Source organism: Salibacter halophilus, from assembly GCF_008806325.1.
GTDB classification, from domain to species: domain Bacteria; phylum Bacteroidota; class Bacteroidia; order Flavobacteriales_G; family Salibacteraceae; genus Salibacter; species Salibacter halophilus.
In genome coordinates, this window is sequence record NZ_WACR01000002.1 from 163,954 (window position 1) to 184,388 (window position 20,435).

Sequence of the window (20,435 nt, forward strand, 5' to 3'; positions counted from 1 at the left end):
AGTTCATATTGACTCACTTTAAAGTGGTCAACCTATATCAGAGACTTACAATCATTCATCACTCATAATCCATAATTCATAATCCTTCAAACCTTAACGCACCTTAACTTCTTCATGGTTAAAAAATGTGAGCAGTAGCGAACACGCTGCGAACGCTGCGTATTTCAGCAGAGCTAACATCAAACTTGCTCTGCGCTCGCTGCGTTACCCCAAAATCCATTATTAGAACTTTCCCGACCTTGGCTACTGACGCTCTCGGTCAGGACCTCCTTTCTCGTTTTGAGCCCCGCGAAAAACATATTTCCTAATTTCGTTCTTGAACTTGTGAAAGAACATATCTCGTTTTGATTGCTCCTCTTCTCTCGTTCTCATTCTCACTCTACCTCGACCTTGACCTCCAAACTCCCTCCTACTTCGACTCCGCAATAGCTTCGCTCAGCGTCCGGGCCTGACTGACTAAAAACAAACTCCCAAACCTCCCAACTCCAAACCCTTAAAGACAAACCTCACAATACAGCCAAATCAAAATTAGAATCCTCTCGACCTCGACCTAAACCCTTTCCACAAAATCCACTACCATTTTTAACGGAAAATCGTTTATTTGCAGGAAAAGATTTCACTATGCGCAAATTTTGGTTTTCACTTCTCTCCGTTTTTTTCTTTTTAGGCGCTAACGCCCAAAGTTGCTACTGGCAGCAAAAAGCCGAGTACACAATGGACGTATCGCTAGATGTTAGCGACAATACCTTTGATGGAACTCAAAAACTCGTTTACACCAACAACTCGCCCGATACACTCAACGAGGTTTTCTATCACCTCTACTTCAATGCATTTCAGCCGGGCAGTATGATGGACGTCCGCTCACGCAATATCAAAGACCCTGACGGACGCGTAGAAGACCGTATCTACCACTTAAAGAGCACCGAGATCGGATTTCAAAATATCCACAAGCTCAACATGAACGGCAAAGAATGTACGTTCCACATCGAGGGAACTGTACTGGAAGTGAAATTACCTGCTCCCATACCGCCAAACTCATCAGTGACATTCGACATGAAATTCTCAGGTCAGGTGCCGTTACAAATCAGAAGAAGCGGTCGCGACAACAAAGAAGGCATCCGCTACACAATGACGCAGTGGTATCCCAAAATGGCCGAATACGACAAAGAAGGCTGGCACGCCAATCCGTACGTGGGTCGTGAGTTTCACGGAGTCTTTGGAACATTTGATATCACACTTGAGCTCGACAAAGACTATGTTGTGGGCGGAACCGGAAACCTCATCGGTTCTGAAGTGGAAAACGGAACCAAAACATGGCATTTCAAAGCCGAAAACGTGCACGACTTTGCCTGGGCAGCCGATCCCGATTTCAAACACGACTCCATGAAAGTGGAAAACGGACCTATGCTCCACTTCTACTACCAGACCGATACACTCGCGCAACAGTGGAAAGAGATTCAGCCCGAAGTCGTTCGCCTCTTTGAGATCATGAACGCCAAATTCGGCAAGTACCCTTACAAACAATTTTCTGTGATTCAGGGTGGCGATGGCGGAATGGAATACCCCATGTGTACCATGATTTTAGGTCACGGAAGCAAAGAAGGCAAGATCGGACTCATCGCACATGAGTCGTTTCACAACTGGTATTACGGAGTTCTAGCGACCAACGAATTCAAATATCCGTGGATGGATGAAGGCTTTACCTCTTACGCTGAGGACATCGTCATGGATAGCTTGATGGAAAATGACGCTCAGAACCCATTGGCCCGTTCTTACCGCAATGTCCGTTACTACTCGCAACAGCCATTTGAGGAACCGATGAGCACTCCGGCCGATTTCTTCAACACCAACATCGCGTACGGAATCAGCAGTTATTCAAAAGGCTCTGTCTTCCTCCATCAGTTGAGCTATGTAATCGGTCAAACAGACTTCGACCGCGGTATGAAAACCTATTTTGACGAGTGGAAATTTAAACACCCTACTCCGGAAGACTTTAAACGGGTGATGGAACGCGAAAGCGGACTCGAACTCGACTGGTACTTCGAGCAATTCATCAACACCACACACTACATCGATTACGCGATCGACACCGTTGAGAAGGATCTCCACAACGTAATAGTAAAACTCAAGCGCGAAGGCACCATGCCGATGCCCATTGATGTGAAAGTCACTTACAAAGACGGCTCAACCGAAATGTATTATTATCCGCTCGGCATCATGCGCGGCAAAAAATCTACCGCCAAAGACTACAAGTACCTGGGCGACTGGCACTGGACACATCCAGAAAACGGTTTAGAGATCCCTATGCCAGCCAACAAAATTGAAAAGATCGAGATTGACCCGTCACTGCGTTTGGCAGATGTGGATCTGACCAACAACAAGTGGTTCATGGATCAAAAGAAAAACCAGGAATACCGTTACCCTAAAAACGAGGATGAAAAATGAGAAACAAGCGCATACTCATTATCGTGGCAGGCATCATGCTATTTGGCCTGCTGTTTTGGACCTTCAGTGATCTGTTTCGGTCAGAGCCCTCATCAGGCCGAATCAAAACCAAAAACCCTACCGATGATTTCACTGAAGTGCCCTTCACCAAAGAAGGCCAACTCTGGTTTTTAACCGCTGAAGGAGACACCATCAAACATTTTGACATTGAGGTAGCCGACAACCCTTACGAATCAATGCGCGGACTCATGGACCGCAACTCCATGGAAGACAACCAGGCGATGCTATTCATTTTCAAAGACATGCGCCCGCGAAGCTTTTGGATGAAAAACACGCGCATTCCCCTCGACATCATCTACATTGACGACCAGTACGAAGTCGTGAGCATTCAAAAGAACGCAGTTCCAAAGAGCGAGGAATCACTCCCCTCTGAAGGCCCCGCCAAATATGTGGTTGAAGTCAATGCCGGCCTCACCGATCTCCTCAAAATTGACAAAGACTCAAAAGTGGTTTTTGAGGTGGAGTGAGTTGCTTTTTCACTTTTTGAACAATTATTCATTAATCGAATCTTTTGTGTTTCGTAAAGTGAAAGATCGCTGTATTTAAAATACTCACCTCGTTTAATTCCTTTTTTGAACTGACTTTCTGTTTGTTTTTTTCTAAAAACCAGTGCAATTAAACTTTTTTTGACGTGGGATAGTATGCTTTGTTTGAGTTTGTTTAGTTTTAGGGAGTGAATATCTCTGTGATAAAAAGTCCTATAATTTACAACTCAAAAACTGAACAACTCATCCTAAATGGCTAAAATAGAAGTTCAGGGAACTGAGATCACTATTTCAGTCAATGAACAGTGAGAGTACATTAGCCTCACAGATATTGCTCGTCACAGGGATCCGGAACGTACAGATTACATTATCCAAAACTGGTTGCGCAACCGAAATACCATCGAATTTCTCGGAATATGGGAGAAACTCAACAACTCTAATTTTAATCCCATCGAATTCGAGGGGTTTAGAAATCGTGCATACTAATCTCCTCAAAATTGACAAGGACTCAAAAGTCGTTTTTGAGGTGAAGTGAGTTGAAGATATTCAGAAAGGTTACATCTAAAAACACCTATTATTACAACTCAATTAATGTTAACTTAAAAGTTGTAATTCTTAAGACATCTTAATTTCGAATATTAACAACTATAACTTATAGACCACAAAAAATTTTTTAATATTGTAAGAAGCCACTAATAGTATAATACTCATGTTGAAAGACATCGCCTGGCCAAAAGAAAGACTTTATCGGAGTGGCTCCAACAGGGAGCCTTTAGAGTTTTATCTTGATGCTCTTTCCAATAGCAACAGACTTGATTTGTTACTAGGCTATTTCAGCTTTACTACAATTAATGTTCTATCTCTAGGTTTTGCTCGATTCCTATTCAACGGTGGACGACTTAGAGTTGTGGCGAACCAAATTTTTTCTGCTGAGGATAAGGCTACAATTCTAAATGCCATGGATCCTGATCCTAAATTGGAGGGATTAATCGATCTATCCAATATTGATCAGCTCAAATACTCATTGGACAGTTATGGCAAACACTTTTTCGAATGCCTAGCTTGGCTGATAGCCAATGATAGAATTGAAATAGTAATTGTAAAACCAAAAGGTAAGAAAGGTATAGCCCACTATAAATCAGGAATTTTTTCAGATGGTTTCCACCGCGTGAAGTTCAAAGCTTCTTGCAATTTCACTACTTATGGCCTAATGGAGAATCTTGAAGAATTAGATGTAGATCTTGAATGGGAGGATCAACAAGCTAAAGCAAGGATATCCGAACAAAACAAGTATTTCGAGGAAATCTTTTCAGGTAAAGCAGACTATGTGGAGTATTTACCTGCGGACAAGATAGAGGTAGCGATAAGGGATAAGTTCGGAGATAAGGAGGTACAGGAGCTAATAGTAGAAGAAGCTGAGTTAATACGGTTGAAATCTGAAAGTTCAAGAAATCCTAAAATCCAAAGGGTTTTAAAAAAACTTGAAGACGAAGTAGATGAAATTAGTAGAAAACCAAGGTTCCCTTACCCTGATGGGCCGAGAAAGTACCAGGTTCAAGCTTATGAGAATTGGGTAAAAAATGAGAAACAGGGGATTTTTGCCATGGCAACTGGGACAGGTAAGACCCTGACTTCTCTCAATTGTCTGCTAAAGGAGTCTGAAAAATCAGGAACATACAAGGCTGTCATTGTAGTTCCAACGATAGCTCTCGTTGCTCAATGGAAAAAGGAATGTCAAAAATTCAACTTTCAAAACATCGTAACTGTAAGTTCAAAGAACAAATGGGGTGATGAGCTTTCCTTTTTCAATTCGGCAAGCAAATTCACCAAAACCTCTTTTATTGTCATTACTACTTATGCTTCTTTTCATAGAAAGAAGTTTCAGGATCATTTCAAAAATTTAGACACCGATACTCTCTTTATTGCTGACGAAGCTCACAACCTTGGGGCAGGTAAGGTGGCAAAAGTTCTACCCAAAATCCACCTCAAAAAGAGAGTTGGTTTGTCAGCTACCATTCATAGACAGTACGATGATGAGGGAAATGAGGTCATACAGCAATTTTTTAACGATAGCCCTCCATTTGTGATCACCTACAGCATGCAAATGGCTCTAAATAAGAAGTGGCTATGTAAATACACCTACCACCCCCACCTTGTAGAATTGGACTCTGAAGAATTTCAGGATTATGCAATACTCTCTCGTAAACTCATGAACTTCTTCGATAACAATACAGGAAGATATAAGAAAGGTCCTGAAGTAGAAGCCTTGTTACTAGCTCGAAAGAGGATTATTCACAAAGCCAAGAATAAACTTTCTGTCTTTAAAGAAATTCTTCAAAATGAGTACACCAAAAAAGGCCATTTAAAGTACTCCCTTATTTACGTTCCTGAGGGCAGAGACCCAGAATACGATAAAAAGGATGAACATGATCTAGACGAAGATGATGACAAGCTTATTCATGCCTACACTCGAGCGGTTTCGGATATAGATTTTTCTGTAATGGTTAAACAATACACATCTAATTCATCAGGGAGAGATGAACTTCTAAAGGATTTTGAAAGAGGAAATCTTCATGTACTTACTTCGATGAAATGTTTAGATGAAGGCGTAGATGTTCCCCGATCCGAGTTGGCAATATTTTGTGCAAGTACTGGAAATCCACGACAGTTCATACAAAGAAGAGGACGCGTTTTGCGATTACATGAAGATAAAGATCTTGCCGTAATTCATGACTTAGTTGTGGTTCCTAAAATTGACAAAGCCGAAGATCATTATTCCATGGAGAGAAGTCTTGTTAGAAAGGAGCTTGAAAGAGTTGTAGACTTTGCTTTTTTATCTCAAAACAAAATGACTGCCTTCTCTGAGCTTGAGGAGGTATCGGATTATTACAACTTGAATTTGTTTGATATTCACAATAACCTAAAATAGATGGCTAGACGAGACGATATTTTTAGCAGCTTCATTCAGCACCCGATCCTGACTGAGAAGTATGATGTTGAACCTCAAGAATTAGAAATAAACATTGCTCAGGGTTTGCAATCTAACATACCGATTATAAGATCAATTGCAATAATTGTGGACGCACTAGAAGGCAAGCCCATTTCAGATAACGCCCTTCGCAACAAAGTTACTCAATACTTAAATACCGCAGCAATATGATTATCAAAAGCATATGTGTTGAAAATTATATGTGCTACTATGGCATGAACAACTTTGAATTTGCCAGTGGTTTGAATGTAATTCTAGGAGAAAATGGTGAGGGTAAGACGAAATTCTTTGAAGCACTTGTTTGGCTTTTCAGAGGACATGATCACAGCTTAGAAATTGTGGTTTCTGCAAAAAAATTAGCAGAAGTTGAAGTAGGAGATGATTTTCCTGTGAGTGTTTCTTTAGTTGTGGAGCAATATGGAGAAGTTAGATACTTAAAACGGTCATTCATTGCGAGAAAGGAAGAAGGTGGCGACTGCTCAGTAGACAATCATTCTTTTGAGGGTATTGAAGAAAATCGTTCTGGTGAAAGATCTAAAGTGGATGCCGATCGACTACTACAGCAAGTTTTCCCTTCAGAAATTCGGAAATACTCGATGTTTAAAGGGGAATCTGAATTAAATATTTTTGATAACGAAGATGCTCTCGTGAACCTAATAAATCTATTCGCGGAAGCAAAGCATTATGACAAGTATGCAACAAGTGGGGCTTCTCTCACTCAAGCTGCCGATAAAGCTGTTGCTGAAGCTTCGAAAAAGAGCACCGAAAACAAGAAAAAATATGATCGCCTCGAGCACGAGATAGCCCATCTTAAACGTGAAAAGGGACGACAAGAAACACTATTGGAAACTGCACAGGAAGATTTGGGTAAACTAGAAGCAAACCTTCAAAAGGCTGAGAAATTTGTAAATAATGCTGAAGCACTTGAGATCATCAATGAAAAAATTGAAAACATTAAAAAAGAGATTCGGGATGAATACGGTGTGATACGGGAAAACTATACTACATACCTCTTTGACGAAAACTGGCTTCTTTGTCATTACGAGCCCATTTTCATTGAATTTGAGAAAAAGGTGACGGCTCTGAATAAAAAGAGACGCGAGCTTCAGTCAGAGTTTGATAAAGAAAAAGGCCGTCAAGAGGGAGAAAAGAATGCTGCTCTGAAATTATTGGGAGATGAAAAGCTACCCCTGCCGAATGACATTCCCAATAAAAATATAATGCAGGAGTTAATCGCTGATGAGCACTGTAAAGTTTGTAACCGCCCGGCTCCAAAGGGTTCAGAAGCATACAATTACATGGTTGAAAGATTGCAGGCTTACTTGGATTCTCAAGTTCCAAAGGAAAAGGAACAAGAAGAAGCCTTATATGAGAATGACTACACCTCGGAATTAGTGAATATGCTGAACTTGCATAACAACAAACTTACAGATATAAGGAACATCGGAAATGAAATAACGGAACTGTTTGAATTCAATAGTGCCCGAAAAAGCAAAGTTCAAGAACTCCAGAGCCATCTAGAAGAGGCACACGAAGAAAGGATAAAGATACTTGGATCTTCAACTAAGGGTGAAGAGAAACTTGGGAATGTCCTAAAAAATTATAATGGATGGCAATCTGATAAAGTTCGATCAAGGAAAACTATTGTAGCATACGAATCGGAACTTGATAGAATTGCCAAGGAACTGGAGGAGAAGGGGAAAGAAAAGGACCGTATTGATCTTGAGTCAGCAAACTCTTTCCTAGTGAAGACAAGGGCAATTATTCGAGATATTGAAAAAATCTTCAAGGATACCAAAGAAGAGAAATTTAACTTGTTCATTTCTCATCTAGAAGAGCAATCGAACAGCTTTTTTGAGGAGATTAACAAAGGTGCTTTCACCGGTAAAATCAGGTTCACAAAAAGAAAACTCTCAGAAAATCGAGTTAAAATTGACGTTGACCTTTACGAAGGGGAAAGAAGATTCTATGAACCTAACCAGTCTCTATTGACCTCCATGTATATTTCGATTCTATTTGCAATTTCAGAGCTTGCAAAGCAAAGTAGAGAAGAGGCTTACCCACTTATTTTTGACGCTCCTACATCCTCATTCGGAGAAACCAAAACAAAAGAGTTCTTGAACATCATTTCGAATTCGGAGAACCAAATTATTCTTTTACTAAAGGATTTTCTATCGACTGATGCAACAAGTGACACAATCAAAATCGATAATGAATTTAATAAGGTACAACGATCTAAAGCTTTTTGGGTTCGACTGAAGCGACCTTTTGACCCGAATGATCTTACAACTATTAATACTGAAGTAATTACTGTTTGAAATGGAAAATATTTTTGATATTTGGAGTAGCCGTATCCCAAAATACAGCTCTGAATTTAGTGATAAGCTTTTTCAGTTAATGACTAAAAAAGGAGGCGGCTCAGAGAAATCTAGAGTAGACTTGGGAAAGCACTTTACCAACAACTATGAATTGTATATGTATGCTTTCTTCCTTGGCCTATATCGCAATGAAAACATTGCAATCCCTAGCGGACAGAAAAAAGTGGACTTTAGTCACCACATCCAATATTGGGGCAGCAAAGGCAACAGGCTTTATCGCAAAGATTTCACAAAACTTCAAGACTTCATGTTTATGGCTCTCGTTGCCAAAACTGATGTTGATTTTATTGCCTTGGATAAAGGAGAAATATCAGAGAAAGAAGTTGTGAAAGACCTAATAAACACAATGGAATCTTTCACAAATGGAGGGCTTACACTTATTCAGGAGAAGATAGAGGATAACCCTAATTTCTTTTTGCAGCCTACCGCTTTTTTAGATTTTATTACTGAAAACCATGAATGACTAATAAGCGTAACCTAAACTAAAAACTCTCCAAATATTCTAATGCTTCATTTAGAGAGTTGAAGGTAATATCTGCAGTTACCCTTATCATTCCAAAATACCGAGAAAATTTTTTATCTGTTATTGATCTTTCATCCACCAAAATAACTGTTTTAAAAAGAGCCTTTGCATAGCCTACTTCTAAAGATAGTCCGTACCCTGAAGGGTTGGTTGCCTCCATATAAGCCAGAAGAATAGAGCTATGCTTTATATGATGAAGATCCCATACAGTATAAGACACTTCATCTGCAAGCCCATGCTTACGAGGATCATAAAAAACGAATTTTTCACCAAGTTTTTCTATCACTTGATTTTGCCAATTACTTCGGAAACCTCCAGCTAGATAGATTGTCTGCTTCATTCTTTTCCTTTTGATTTAGCAATGTAAACAGAAAATGGAATTCTCATAGACATAGAGTAAAATCTCCACCTTCCAAGTTTTAGAGGGTACAATGCTAATAACATAACTAATAAAAGAACAATGTGCACCTCACTATATTGGAAAAACTTTATTCCACACAAATTCAATAAAACACCAAAAGCACTGCTAAAAAGAAACATCAAGCTTATCGTGTTAAGATGATTGAAGATATCGGACCGAAACATAAACGTGTAAGTTAAATGATCAATTTTAGGATGAGCACTCATAATAAGGCTTCTATAACCTCTCAGGTCGAGATCATTTTTTTTAACACCATATTCTTCCTCTACTTTATCTAAACTTTTTAAGTAGACGCTATTCTTCTTAAAGCTTTCATAGCTTCTACTAATGTGCCATTTAGATTTTACTTTGAAGAGGACTCTATCTTTGAGTAAAGATACAGAATAGATAAAATAACCTAGAATGTAAGACATAGCAATGACAATAAATGGCAGGAGATCTTTATTGGAGCCAATCGACAATGGAGGAACAAAATAAGAATCAGCCAAGAAGAACATTAGACCTATTAAAAAAATAAAACCCGGAAGTAAATACCCTATGATATCCCAAAAAAACTGCTTCAAAGAACCGATTAGCATCTGAGCATTCATAAATAGTAGATAATTTTAAACAAAACAAGCGGTACATCCAGCATCCCCATCGTCCAAAATGTCCATGAGTTTGTTGGAGTCCTTATTATTTGAATTTGCTTTTAATTTATTGAGGTGATCGCGTTTGATCTGTTCTACTCTCTTAGGATCTATAATTTCTTTCAAAGACTCGTTTTGATTCCAGGTGAAGCCTTCTTTCTCGTTTTCGTATTCCATCGCTTCTTTGAAGCGTTTTGGATGTTGCTCATGAAGCCATACCCACTCTATTTTCTGTTGGAAAAAGCAAAAGAAGCAACCGGAACGACTTCTCGCATATGTTCCTTTTTCACCATCAACTTCGTACTCAACTTCATGATAATATTCTGGAACACCAACCCCTGACTCCTCAAGTGTTCTAAAAATATCTTTCTTAACTAACACTTCTTCATTTTCTAAAAGAGGAAAATCAGACTCCTGAGCCAGTGGATATTCAGTATCTTTCAAGTAGTCGAATGTTACTCGATTAAACTGAGCAATTCCTTTATCCAAAATAGAATTTAGCTTGTTGTGAATCACCTTTTTGTTTTGCAGTGGATTTTTCAGTTCAAGAATCAGCTTTTCACTTACGAGTTCCGAAACGGAATCAAGCTCAGAGCCACTTAAGTAAGATGAATATAGATCCATGAGGTGCTCTCGATTGGTGTTCGATAGAACTTTGCGAATCACATCTTCAGACCAGATGTTTCTTCGAAATGGAAAGATCGATTGAATGTTCTGCTTCTTAGAAATGTAACCTTCGCGATCTTCATCTCCTCTAATCCCTACATAGGAAACCACCGGATCATCTCCAACGAATCTTTCAAAAGGTTCGAGTTTCATTTTCTTAGTGCACCAGCGAGCCACTGAAGAAGGCAAGTAACCACGATAAGCTTTGTAGTAGTGATCGAATGGATTTTCGTCTGATTTCACAGCGTCAGCCGGTTCTAACTTAGCTATTTTCTTACCCAGATAGATCTCTATATTCTCTATCAATTGATAAGTTTCATCGAGCTCTTTACCGGTATCGCAGAAGTAGTATGTCAAGTCGAGTTCTGGATGTTTATCATTCAGATAAATAGCCAAAGCAGCACTATCCTTACCTCCAGAAATTCCTAGTAAATGTTTAACCTTTCCCATGTAGTTCGTCTTTTAGCAATCTGGCTAAAACAGCCAATTTAAGTTGCTTATTATTGTCAAGCTTCCCTCTTAATTCTTCAACCAAACTATCAATTTCTTTTTTCTTACCCTTAGGAATTCGGATATTATTTTCTGTTAGCCCCTCTGAAGTAGTTGTGATATCCAGCTTAACGAATTCTTCGTCATCTGCTTTTTGACTGTGATGAATAGAACTGAGATTTTGCAACTCCTGGATCATTCTGCTCAATTGATCTTTCAGCAATTCCTCTTCTTCATCTTTTATGCGATCCAGTGGTTTTCCCAAAACAGCATGTGCAATGCTAGCTATCCAACTATCGCGATCATCAAGCGTTGACTGAAGCCTTTGAAGGAAGACCTTTTGCTTTGGAAGAAGTCTGTGTTCTTTGACATTTTTGAACCTTTTCTGAAGTTCTTTTTTATAGCCAGGAAACACCTTGGTTGTTCCTATTATCTCGTTTCTCAGATAAAGATCAATTCTTTCCACGAGGTTAGAATAGGCATCCTTAAGTTCATCTATTGAATCATTGACCTTAGTGAAAAACTCCTGAACAAGCTTTTCATTGTCATCCATTTGCTCAATGCTCATCCCTAACGCTGCTGGGAAGTCCTCGAAAAAGGTCTTTTCAGGATCGCTTGCATTAGTTATTGCTTTGCGCAACTCAATGGTTGTTGAATCTAAGCGATTAGTGTTCTTGGAGTATTCCGTGAGTTCTTTGTAAAACACCAGAAATGGTCGGATGCTCTCAATGAAGGCCCCATTGCTGAGCTTAGGCTTTTCAGCCTGCTCTAATAGCTCTCGGTACTTATTGAAAACTGTAAGCCTGATGCCCTGAATCTGAAACGCCTTAATAGAATAATCCTGTGGATTCCTTGTCATCATGTACAAAACTGCATCGTTCAAATGCGGTACAAAACGATCCTTATTATACAGAGCAAACTCCGCACGTTTCACAAAGAGAAAAGTCGGAATCCAGAAATCGATTAACCCTTGCTTGATTTTATATGGCCTAGTCGAAAGTAGTTCAGCAAGCTTTGTGATGCTCATTTTCTGATCTACTGTAGACTTCAGAAATTCGTCTGAGGCATTCCAAAGATGATTGAATCCATTCTTGTCATTTGGAGCTTGCAATTCAAAACCGCTCTTGGCCTTGAAGTGCATTCCATTTTCTTTTAACAGCGTAAAATAAATTGTCTTTTCGGGTGGAAACTTATCCTCTTCAAACCCTAGATCTTTCTCACGCCAGTGATTGACAATCTGTTTGAAATAGTTCTTTCGAGCAGTGTGGATTGACGAAGAAATTTTGTCTTTGTTCACCAACTCATTTATGAATCGAGGACTTTTGCTGTAAGCTTCTTCACAAACTTCAGAAAGTAGCTTATTAAAGCTTCTCGAGCTTTTAACTTCATTTCTTTTCTTGCCATTGTAAATCCATGAAACCTTACCCGAGTACATGGCATCCATTACTTGATGCTGAAGTAAAGACTGACGGGATTTGATTATCACTTCCAATTCTCTTCGAGCAACAATGTCATCGCTATTTTCAGCCAGCACCTTCCTGGTTTTCAGCAATTCAAAAAGACTGTCTTTTATCTCCGAAGTATTCTTGAAAAACCCGTAAACAATCGGCTCTTCTTGTTCAGTAGAAGCTGATTCAATTTCTACTTCCTTTAAAGATTCACTGAATATCAAATTCACTGCTCCGTCAAAAGGTCCTTCTGGAGTGTAATTTACAAGTGGTTTCTCCGTGATTTGAAAATCGAATAGCCTCGGTGTCCCCGTTTTGTAGCTGACCTCTTTGGCCTGCATTACTGGAAACTCAAAATACTCTTCGAGTAGTGGAACCAGGTTTCTGATTTCATCAACCGCTTCACCTGCTTTTAAGATCGCCTGATCGAAATCCAGATCTGTCCCTTCAATCAATTTGAAAGATTGATTGTAACGAGTATAGACAATTATCTTTCTCTTTGACAATTGATCAATTGCCTGAATAATCTTTTTTGCCGACAGAGATTCTTTGAAGTATCCTTTCAGGAATTTCTCATCAATTTTTGCCGTAGGCACAAAAACCTGAAGTAATCCAGTTGCTTTAATTAGATCTATTGCGGTCGCAGGATCATCCAGCTCAAATTCGGCTCTTTCAATCCCACGTTCCATCATGCGCCAACTACCGTAGTGCGGATTGGTGTTCGATTGCAGCGAGGAATAAAAATTCTTAAAGAGGTAATCGAAAACCGCTGGCAGTGCCATTCTTTGAGATTCGGCAGCTTCCAACTCCAAAAATCCGAATAGGGAACGCTCATTCTGCCCGTAGCGTTGAAGAGCTAAAGTAAGCACCATCCCAGAAATCACATCTAAAGGGTAGATTTCATTTTCAATGACTGACCTAAACTCTTCCGAAAAATCTTTGATGTTATGCTTTGCTGCCAGGTCACTGTAAAAAGATCCTGAAAAACTCTTTGGTGTTTTTCCCGATGCGAGCTTTTTGGCTGCTAGCCAAAGTAATTGCTCAACCGGTTCATTAAAGGTTATTTCTTTGAATCTCCCTTTAATTTTTTTCCATTCAAGTCGCTCTTGATCCTTTAGCTTATTTCCATAAGCTTCAAAGTTTTGATGAAGAGTGGTAAGGAAAAGAATGTCTTTGCTTTGATCATTAACTAACTCTGCGAGTTGCTGAAGAAAATACAGCTCCTTGTCGGGATTGTTTTTTGCAGCGTACTCAAGGAACTTCCCAAACTCATCAATGTACAGAACCAGTGAGCTTGTCTTTTCATACTCTTGATTAAGTGTATCTAGAATGTTTCGGTTTGCGGGGTCTTCTTTTTTCAATCCCAGAACTTCACGAAAGTGCTCAGTGATCGACTGGTAGGCGCCTACAATTTTTAGAAAATTCGTTTTAGACGGATCTAAACCAGTGTTTGCCGGCAGAAAGTCGGCTTCGTTTTTCAAGGATTTTTCAAATGCCCAGAGAAAAGAAGATTTACCTGTGCCGTAGGAACCAATCAAAGTAAAAGAATGAATTCCCTTCTTAAATTCATCAGCAATCTGCAGTGCTACTTTTTCAGCATTTGGAGTGCTCACATAATCCAGCGACTTACTCTCGTCACGGATGATGTTTACCGACTGAGAAAATTTAGTTGCCATAGTAATCCTCCAATATTTTAGCGGGTTCCAATTTCTTCTTGAATTGCAATTCCCTTATCCCAGCTTCGTTACTGAAAACAATCCCATAATTCAGTTCACTCTGCATTCTTTCCAACGCAATTGTCAACCCTTCTCGATTAAGTAGAAAAATGTTTCCCAAACCGAACTTGTCTTCATACAAGTTTTTGAAGCTGACAGATGTACCGTAGTCTGGATTATCCAAAATTGCAAAAAGGAGGATGTGCAGAGGGATGTCATTTCTGGAGCTTTTCTCCAGAACCCAAAAAGGTCGCTCCTCCTCTTTTCCTTTGCTGTTCAAATGTTTCTTTCTCTTCTCTTTCAGAAGATGAAGTTCCGTCAGAATTCCCGTAAAGCTTTCCTCCACATCACTTCGGTTCATCCTTCCGAAATAATTTCGATAGAAAGCTGTGAAGTCGCGTTTTAGAGTGTTTTCATTGTAGTCGCCTTCTTTATTCTCTCCGACAAAAGAAATGAAATGCTCCTGTGTAAATTCGGGACGTTCATTTGCGAGTTCACTGAATACGATAGGGTAAAGTGAAGCGTAATTCTCTCTCACCAAAAGATAGTGAAGCAGCCAAAGTGACCCTTGGTCTTCGAGATAAGGGTCCCATCCATTGTCACCCAAAAGCTTATGTGCGATCTCGGTCAACTCATCATCAGAATTGGCTAGTCCAAATGATTTTAACCAATGACGAATCGCTGTAACCATGTTTTTACCAACTCCGAGATGGATTGGCGCTTCTTGATCGGGAAATTTATTTCCCTGATTTACGAAGTCATAGCCTTTCTTCAACCAGAATTGTCGACAGTGAAAAGAGTCGTGTCCAGAAAACAATAATTTTGTCATGATTATCAAAAATATGATAGTTAGTAAAATACTCAAGTCAAATTTTCAATCATTTTTCAACATAATGATTATTTGAAAAAGCATCTTTCACACAACCTTCAATATTTCTTTACAATAAGCTGATAACTAGAAAAATAAGACCTTCTCACATCTACACAAAAATGCTTCATGAGCCAATAAAAAATAGAATTTTGTTACACCCTCAAGTATAAAACCAAAAGGTACATTTCCCCTAATAACAAACCCCATCAACCACAAACCTGCGCTCCTGGAGGCGGAGGGCCGGATAAATTACTTCAGAATTAAAAACCTTAAGCTTTGAGTGTAATATCAATTGGTTTTTTGATAAACTGAGTCAAATCGATAGTAGGTAGTATCAATTGATGATAAGGCGTATTTTCTACTTTTGAATGAAGTACACCTCTTGTAGTTCCAACTGTAAGTACAGTGAGGTGTCTGGCAAGGTCCAAACTTAAATTCAATGTTTTGCCATCTTCACTGAGGAGTGAGTTCCAGTCTTCTTGCTTAATACTGTAATGGTGTTCAACCTCAAGTATGAGAAAAGGCTTTTTATTACAATCAAAACGCACATTAAAAACTACAGCAACCCCATGATTATCAGGATCAACGCCATAATTTACTTTAACATTTAAATCGGTATCTTCTTCTTTTTTAAAGTTGTCCTCTATAATTGCAAATTGAGAGGTTTTAATACCAACAAGTTTAAAATGGATATTCTTATTTTTTTTTGAACTCATGCTGCTTTAAAATCATAACTTTTATTGGATGTCTTTAAATCGTGAGTCCGCGTTTCACTGTACTTCATTTCTTTTTCTACCTGTTCATATTTGAAACTGACTTGATTGAAGCTTGACGTCCTTATTTTCTTGTCAATTCTATGCCATTCACTATCCACAAATCCACATACTGCTATAATCCTGGTATTTAAAGCATTCTCGAGCTTATCAATTGTTTCGAGGGTTAAGTTCTCTCTTCCCTTCAACAATTTATTTAAATACTGCCTCGAGCAATTCATCCGCTTAGCTAAAGTTGATGGGGTAATCCCATCTTCATCAAGCTTTTCAAGTACTGTCAACGCTATTTCAAAAGAACGATCAATCCAGCCTCCACTATTGAGTTCTTTCTCAGCTAAATCTTTCCATTGAGTATTCTTTTTACTCTTTTTTATTAACTGATCCAGTTTTTCTTTATTGACTTTCATAATAGTTTGTTTATTAACCGAAAATGCCTTCATCTCTAAGGTATTCAACAGTCTTTTCCAGTTTTTTTAGCTCCATTCTTGTATGATCTCGATCCTGCATTTTAGGAGTAAGTTTTATTGTTCCTCCAGTTACTAAATACTGATGATCTTGAGCATTTTTATCTGTCAGCCGAACAGCATAGATTCGTATCATACTTTTTCGTATCGCTCCATATGCCTTTAACCTGGCATGAAACTCTTTATCAAAATCTACAGGAGACAACTCGGTAAATATTTCTTTTAACGAACTGTAATTTCCAGAACTCTTATTCTCACTTAAATCTATTAGGTCTCTTTTCAATTCAAGTGCTTCTCTCCTTGTATTTATTACCGCCTGCCTTATTGTTGTATTACCATAAAATCCAGACTCTAAATCGTCTTTATGCTCTTTAAAAAAAGTGTAGAGCATTTCAGCATCGGTCAAAAAATCAAATACCCGGTTAAACTCATCACTTTCTTCATCTTCAATATCCCATTTTACAGACAGCAAAGACTCAGAATCTGATACTGCAAATATATCAACAACTTTCATTTTGTCAACTCACAGGTTTACAAATTGCATTTCTTTAACAAGCTATCTCCCTTATAACTAAAACTAAGCTCATTCTAGTTCACTTAAAACTGTTAAGGTAAATACCTGATTAATTAAAGGAAACATAAACTTTTATAAAGGTATAAGAAGACAAAGAAAAAACAAACCCTCAATAATAAAACCCATCAACGATAAACCTGCCGTCCTGGAGGCGGAGGGCCGGACCGGGGATTTTGATGAGGTTGACGATCTTGAGGACGCCTTTGAGCAAATGGTTTTGAACGGGGATGCGGTCTAAGTCCACATCAAAGCTGAGGTAAAACTGACGCTGGCGCGAGAAATTGGGTAATTGTTGTCCATCGTACATCTCGGGGTTTTCTGTTCCTCCCAGCATTCCGGCTCCGCTATAGCCCACGGCTATGTTTAACCACTGCGGAATCCAATCTGTCTTGGCGAATGAATTGATGTTGAAGCTCGCCCAGTAGCTCTGCCCGTTGTAATCTTTTGTGAGTCTGGAGCGCCAGTTGCTCCCCAACGCATCGGGGCGATACTGAGCATAAGTTGTAGGATGATACGAGATTTTGATCCTTACGCGCTGATCTTGCCAGGCGTATTCCTGAGCGATAAAAAGTGCTGTCCCGGCTGTGTTAGCTGCCATATCGCCCCACGAAAAACCCCACTTTGCCGAGTATGCATCAAAAATCTCAATGCTGGAAACGGAGACAAATGCCGCTGCAGATCCGTACCAAAGTGATTTCTTGTATTCTACTCCACTCCAACGCAATGCTTCAAATGCAATGGAGCCGAGTCTATAAGTGCTGTAGATGTGACCCGCTTTGTCCATCTGTAACCACTGGTCGTTGTCGTTGAAGAAATGAAAGCTGGACTGGTCGTAGTTTTTATACCACAAATTGTACAGGCTGTACATGGTAACTCCGTAGGCGGCACCCATGGTTCCGACCGATAACTTCAAACGATCTTTGCGCAGTGAATCGGGGTAAAATCCTTCTACATCGAGCTGAGAAAAACCGGTTGAACAAAGGATAAAAAATACTAGTAGCGTAATCCCTCTTTTCACGTTGCGAATGTAGTATTTAAGCCGAGATTAAATATCAAAAATGACCCCGAGGGTTGGGAGTACTGTTCCAGCTTCATTATCAATTCTGTACAACTCATATCTTGACGGATCATTAGGATCTGTAACGGGTTCTCCATTAGCATTTTGCTCTACATTGAAGTTGTCCTGCTGCTCAGCTTTAAAATTGTAAGCGTTTTGAATATCAAAATACAGGTTGAGCGACCACTTTTTGAAGTACCAGGTTTTGTCAACTCGCAAGTCTAATTGCTGAAAATTGCTCAATCTGCGTTCGTTCAGGCGAGAATAATCGGGTAGTCCCGCACCTCTCACGTTCCAGTTCTCTTTCAGAGCCGAGGCCTGTACGTCATAAGGTGTGTAAGGCAATCCGCCAACAAAGCGCCATTTGAGCCCAACCTGCCAGTTGTTTTTGAACTTCTTTCCGGCCGTCAATGTCAAAATATGTTTGGCATCCCACGATGACGGAACGTAATCGCCATTTACATCCTGGAACTCACTGCGCACATAGGTGTAACTCAAGATTCCGAAAAGCCCCTTTTTGGCTTTTCGCTGGATGAGAAATTCTGCTCCATAAGCTCTGCCTTTGTTCGTACTGGCAATAGGTCCGTTCCCAATTACGCCAAAATCAGCTCCCAAATTGGCCAGGCTAATGCTGTCAGACAATGAAAACGGGTATTGGCGGTAAAACTTATAAAATCCTTCAACCGTAATTTTGGTTTTGCTATCGGGGTTGTACTGCACGCCCGCCACAACGTGGTCAGATTGAATGTACTTCAATCTTTCCTTGTTGATCAATGTCCCATCAGAGTTAGAAAAACCAAGAGCTGTATAAGCCGGCAACTGGTGGTAGCGCCCTGTGTTGAAGTTGATACTCCAGCGATCAGTAAGCGAATAGGAAGCGCTAAAGCGAGGCGAGAATTGATTGAGCGGATTCTGCATTTCGCTGTTGTAGTCGTTTCCATCCAATCGGAACCCAAAAGAGAGATCGAGTCGGGCGTTGAGCACGGGACGAGAGATCTGACCAAAGATTCCGTATTTGTTCACGGTCAGATCCGATTCGAAATTCCGTGTGATGGAGCCTTGCGGAGTCGCAATCCTATCAAAAGTGGAGTTTGTGTAGCGGGCATTTTCAAGATTCACGCCCATGTTCACTTTCCAACTATTCTTCCTGATAGTATTCTCGAACCGCATCTTATTTTCAGACTCAGTTGAGTTGTAATCGAGAATTTTCTTGGAAGGATCGCTCTCATCATTATCCTGGTACTTGTAAGCCGAGTTGTTCAACGCATTTCGCGATACCACAACGGTTTGGAAGCTATTTTCCTCAAAGTGCTTGTAAACGGCTCCAATCGTGTAGTTGTATTGCTCGTTGATCGGGATGTTGCCCAGTGTGTAGTTATTCTCCTCAATCGTTTCGGCATCATCGGGATCGTTGGGATCGAGTCCGTCATTCACCGATTCATTCAACCTGAATTGATCGATAGCTCCCAGTCCGACAAATGTGATTTGATTCTTCTCATTGAACTTGTGCTTGATCTTGAATTGCCCGTCATTAAAAGTGGGCAAAAACGGCAACCGCAAAGCCTGGAAGAGAAACTGCAAATACGATTGACGAGCCGAGATATTGTAAGTCGTCTTTTCGCCTATTGGTCCGTCCACGGCAAGTCCAACTTCTGATGCTCCAATGTTTCCACGCAAGTGCAGCGCTTCTTTATTTCCTTCTTTCTGCTCAATTTCCAGTACTGAGCTAAGCGCTCCTCCTCTATTACTTGGAAATGCACCGGTGTAGAGATTCACTTTTTGGAGCAAATTGGCGTTGAGGATTCCAACCGGGCCACCGCTCGAACCCTGGGTCTGAAAGTGATTGATAACAGGTGTTTCCACACCATCAATGTAAAACTGGTTTTCGTTTGGAGCACCACCACGAATAAGGATATCATTCCTGAAGCTAGGCGTTGATGTAACGCCCGGCAAAGATTGAATAACACGCGAAACATCACGGTTAGATCCTGGATTTCGTTCTATTTCCTCCACACCAATTGTTTGCAACGAAACAGGACTCTCAGCCGGCTTGTCAAATGCTGAAGAGGTGATGGTCACTTCTTTGAGTTGTGTGCTGGTTTTATTGAGGTTGATCTCAATGTATGGCGATTGGTTTTGGGTCACATAAACATCGTTGGTTATTTTGCGCTCGTAGCCCACTACTGAAACCTCCAGTTTTTGATAACCGAATGGCACTTCTTTAATCGTGAACTTTCCATCGATATCGGTACTGGCTCCAATTTGTGTTCCTGCCACCACAACATTGGCAAATGGAACCGGTTCTTTGCTTACAGCGTCTAAAACAATTCCGTCAATTTTCCCTTTTTGCGCAAATGAGAAAAGAGCTATAAAGCTGAATACCAGTACTAATCTAAACTTCAACATGATTGAATAATATGGTTCCAGGTTTTTAAACCTGTGAGCAGT

Annotated in this window: 17 protein-coding genes; 7 read left to right on the forward strand and 10 right to left on the reverse strand. The window is 39.9% G+C overall.

Annotated features, from left to right (window positions below; all coding sequences use genetic code 11):
• The first annotated feature begins 621 nt into the window (after nucleotides 1-621).
• The 7 genes from F3059_RS02810 to F3059_RS02840 all read left to right on the forward strand — a co-directional run bounded on the left by F3059_RS02810 (nucleotide 622) and on the right by F3059_RS02840 (nucleotide 8,820).
• A complete protein-coding gene (locus tag F3059_RS02810; RefSeq protein WP_151166426.1) occupies nucleotides 622-2,445 on the forward strand; it encodes a M1 family metallopeptidase in 1,824 nt (607 codons plus the stop codon).
• The gene (locus tag F3059_RS02815) at nucleotides 2,442-2,972 is read left to right on the forward strand and encodes a DUF192 domain-containing protein (RefSeq protein WP_151166427.1); all 531 of its coding nucleotides are present in this window, start codon (nucleotides 2,442-2,444) and stop codon (nucleotides 2,970-2,972) included. Before F3059_RS02810 ends, F3059_RS02815 begins: the two co-directional genes overlap by 4 nt.
• A gap of 333 nt (nucleotides 2,973-3,305) precedes the next feature.
• The gene (locus F3059_RS02820; RefSeq protein ID WP_151166573.1) at nucleotides 3,306-3,476 is read left to right on the forward strand and encodes a KilA-N domain-containing protein; all 171 of its coding nucleotides are present in this window, start codon (nucleotides 3,306-3,308) and stop codon (nucleotides 3,474-3,476) included.
• A gap of 223 nt (nucleotides 3,477-3,699) precedes the next feature.
• A complete protein-coding gene (locus F3059_RS02825; protein WP_151166428.1) occupies nucleotides 3,700-5,919 on the forward strand; it encodes a DEAD/DEAH box helicase family protein in 2,220 nt (739 codons plus the stop codon).
• Nucleotides 5,920-6,150: a hypothetical protein gene (locus tag F3059_RS02830; protein ID WP_151166429.1), complete on the forward strand. Its 231-nt coding sequence runs from the start codon at nucleotides 5,920-5,922 to the stop codon at nucleotides 6,148-6,150. It abuts the gene before it with no gap.
• A 29-nt stretch (nucleotides 6,151-6,179) separates the two neighbouring features.
• Complete coding sequence (locus F3059_RS02835; protein ID WP_223274530.1) at nucleotides 6,180-8,297, forward strand: AAA family ATPase; 2,118 nt, start codon at nucleotides 6,180-6,182, stop codon at nucleotides 8,295-8,297.
• Nucleotide 8,298: 1 nt separating this feature from the next.
• On the forward strand, nucleotides 8,299-8,820 hold the full coding sequence (locus F3059_RS02840) for a glycoside hydrolase family 15 (protein WP_151166431.1): 522 nt from the start codon (nucleotides 8,299-8,301) through the stop codon (nucleotides 8,818-8,820).
• A 19-nt stretch (nucleotides 8,821-8,839) separates the two neighbouring features.
• Here F3059_RS02840 and F3059_RS02845 read toward each other — a convergent pair whose 3' ends face one another.
• The 10 genes from F3059_RS02845 to F3059_RS02890 all read right to left on the reverse strand — a co-directional run bounded on the left by F3059_RS02845 (nucleotide 8,840) and on the right by F3059_RS02890 (nucleotide 20,393).
• A complete protein-coding gene (locus F3059_RS02845) occupies nucleotides 8,840-9,220 on the reverse strand; it encodes a nucleoside 2-deoxyribosyltransferase domain-containing protein (protein ID WP_151166432.1) in 381 nt (126 codons plus the stop codon).
• Nucleotides 9,217-9,891 (reverse strand): hypothetical protein, encoded by a 675-nt coding sequence (locus F3059_RS02850; RefSeq protein WP_151166433.1) that lies wholly within the window; start codon nucleotides 9,889-9,891, stop codon nucleotides 9,217-9,219. Before F3059_RS02850 ends, F3059_RS02845 begins: the two co-directional genes overlap by 4 nt.
• Before the next feature lie 15 nt (nucleotides 9,892-9,906).
• Nucleotides 9,907-11,046 (reverse strand): phosphoadenosine phosphosulfate reductase family protein, encoded by a 1,140-nt coding sequence (locus F3059_RS02855; protein WP_151166434.1) that lies wholly within the window; start codon nucleotides 11,044-11,046, stop codon nucleotides 9,907-9,909.
• Complete coding sequence (locus tag F3059_RS02860) at nucleotides 11,033-14,209, reverse strand: hypothetical protein (RefSeq protein WP_151166435.1); 3,177 nt, start codon at nucleotides 14,207-14,209, stop codon at nucleotides 11,033-11,035. Before F3059_RS02860 ends, F3059_RS02855 begins: the two co-directional genes overlap by 14 nt.
• Nucleotides 14,199-15,077, reverse strand: coding sequence for a DUF4007 family protein (locus F3059_RS02865; protein WP_151166436.1), 879 nt, complete (start codon nucleotides 15,075-15,077; stop codon nucleotides 14,199-14,201). The genes F3059_RS02860 and F3059_RS02865 overlap by 11 nt, the downstream gene beginning before the upstream one ends.
• 311 nt (nucleotides 15,078-15,388) lie before the next feature.
• A complete protein-coding gene (locus F3059_RS02870) occupies nucleotides 15,389-15,835 on the reverse strand; it encodes a hypothetical protein (protein WP_151166437.1) in 447 nt (148 codons plus the stop codon).
• Complete coding sequence (locus tag F3059_RS02875) at nucleotides 15,832-16,299, reverse strand: helix-turn-helix transcriptional regulator (protein WP_170265006.1); 468 nt, start codon at nucleotides 16,297-16,299, stop codon at nucleotides 15,832-15,834. The genes F3059_RS02870 and F3059_RS02875 overlap by 4 nt, the downstream gene beginning before the upstream one ends.
• A 13-nt stretch (nucleotides 16,300-16,312) precedes the next feature.
• Nucleotides 16,313-16,870: a hypothetical protein gene (locus F3059_RS02880; protein ID WP_151166439.1), complete on the reverse strand. Its 558-nt coding sequence runs from the start codon at nucleotides 16,868-16,870 to the stop codon at nucleotides 16,313-16,315.
• 169 nt (nucleotides 16,871-17,039) lie between these two features.
• On the reverse strand, nucleotides 17,040-17,948 hold the full coding sequence (locus F3059_RS02885; protein ID WP_151166440.1) for a DUF2279 domain-containing protein: 909 nt from the start codon (nucleotides 17,946-17,948) through the stop codon (nucleotides 17,040-17,042).
• 27 nt (nucleotides 17,949-17,975) lie between these two features.
• Nucleotides 17,976-20,393 carry a TonB-dependent receptor gene (locus tag F3059_RS02890; protein WP_151166441.1) on the reverse strand — a complete coding sequence of 806 codons (2,418 nt, stop codon included), beginning with the start codon at nucleotides 20,391-20,393 and terminating at the stop codon, nucleotides 17,976-17,978.
• Between the last annotated feature and the right edge of the window lie 42 nt (nucleotides 20,394-20,435).

Excerpts from the sequence above, each read along its gene's own strand:
- F3059_RS02810 (WP_151166426.1), top strand. The coding sequence starts at position 622 with ATGCGCAAATTTTGGTTTTCACTTCTCTCCGTTTTTTTCTTTTTAGGC.
- F3059_RS02815 (WP_151166427.1), top strand. The coding sequence starts at position 2,442 with ATGAGAAACAAGCGCATACTCATTATCGTGGCAGGCATCATGCTATTT.
- F3059_RS02825 (WP_151166428.1), top strand. The coding sequence starts at position 3,700 with ATGTTGAAAGACATCGCCTGGCCAAAAGAAAGACTTTATCGGAGTGGC.
- F3059_RS02830 (WP_151166429.1), top strand. The coding sequence starts at position 5,920 with ATGGCTAGACGAGACGATATTTTTAGCAGCTTCATTCAGCACCCGATC.
- F3059_RS02835 (WP_223274530.1), top strand. The coding sequence starts at position 6,180 with ATGTGCTACTATGGCATGAACAACTTTGAATTTGCCAGTGGTTTGAAT.
- F3059_RS02840 (WP_151166431.1), top strand. The coding sequence starts at position 8,299 with ATGGAAAATATTTTTGATATTTGGAGTAGCCGTATCCCAAAATACAGC.
- F3059_RS02845 (WP_151166432.1), bottom strand. The coding sequence starts at position 9,220 with ATGAAGCAGACAATCTATCTAGCTGGAGGTTTCCGAAGTAATTGGCAA.
- F3059_RS02850 (WP_151166433.1), bottom strand. The coding sequence starts at position 9,891 with ATGAATGCTCAGATGCTAATCGGTTCTTTGAAGCAGTTTTTTTGGGAT.
- F3059_RS02855 (WP_151166434.1), bottom strand. The coding sequence starts at position 11,046 with ATGGGAAAGGTTAAACATTTACTAGGAATTTCTGGAGGTAAGGATAGT.
- F3059_RS02860 (WP_151166435.1), bottom strand. The coding sequence starts at position 14,209 with ATGGCAACTAAATTTTCTCAGTCGGTAAACATCATCCGTGACGAGAGT.
- F3059_RS02865 (WP_151166436.1), bottom strand. The coding sequence starts at position 15,077 with ATGACAAAATTATTGTTTTCTGGACACGACTCTTTTCACTGTCGACAA.
- F3059_RS02870 (WP_151166437.1), bottom strand. The coding sequence starts at position 15,835 with ATGAGTTCAAAAAAAAATAAGAATATCCATTTTAAACTTGTTGGTATT.
- F3059_RS02875 (WP_170265006.1), bottom strand. The coding sequence starts at position 16,299 with ATGAAAGTCAATAAAGAAAAACTGGATCAGTTAATAAAAAAGAGTAAA.
- F3059_RS02880 (WP_151166439.1), bottom strand. The coding sequence starts at position 16,870 with ATGAAAGTTGTTGATATATTTGCAGTATCAGATTCTGAGTCTTTGCTG.
- F3059_RS02890 (WP_151166441.1), bottom strand. The coding sequence starts at position 20,393 with ATGTTGAAGTTTAGATTAGTACTGGTATTCAGCTTTATAGCTCTTTTC.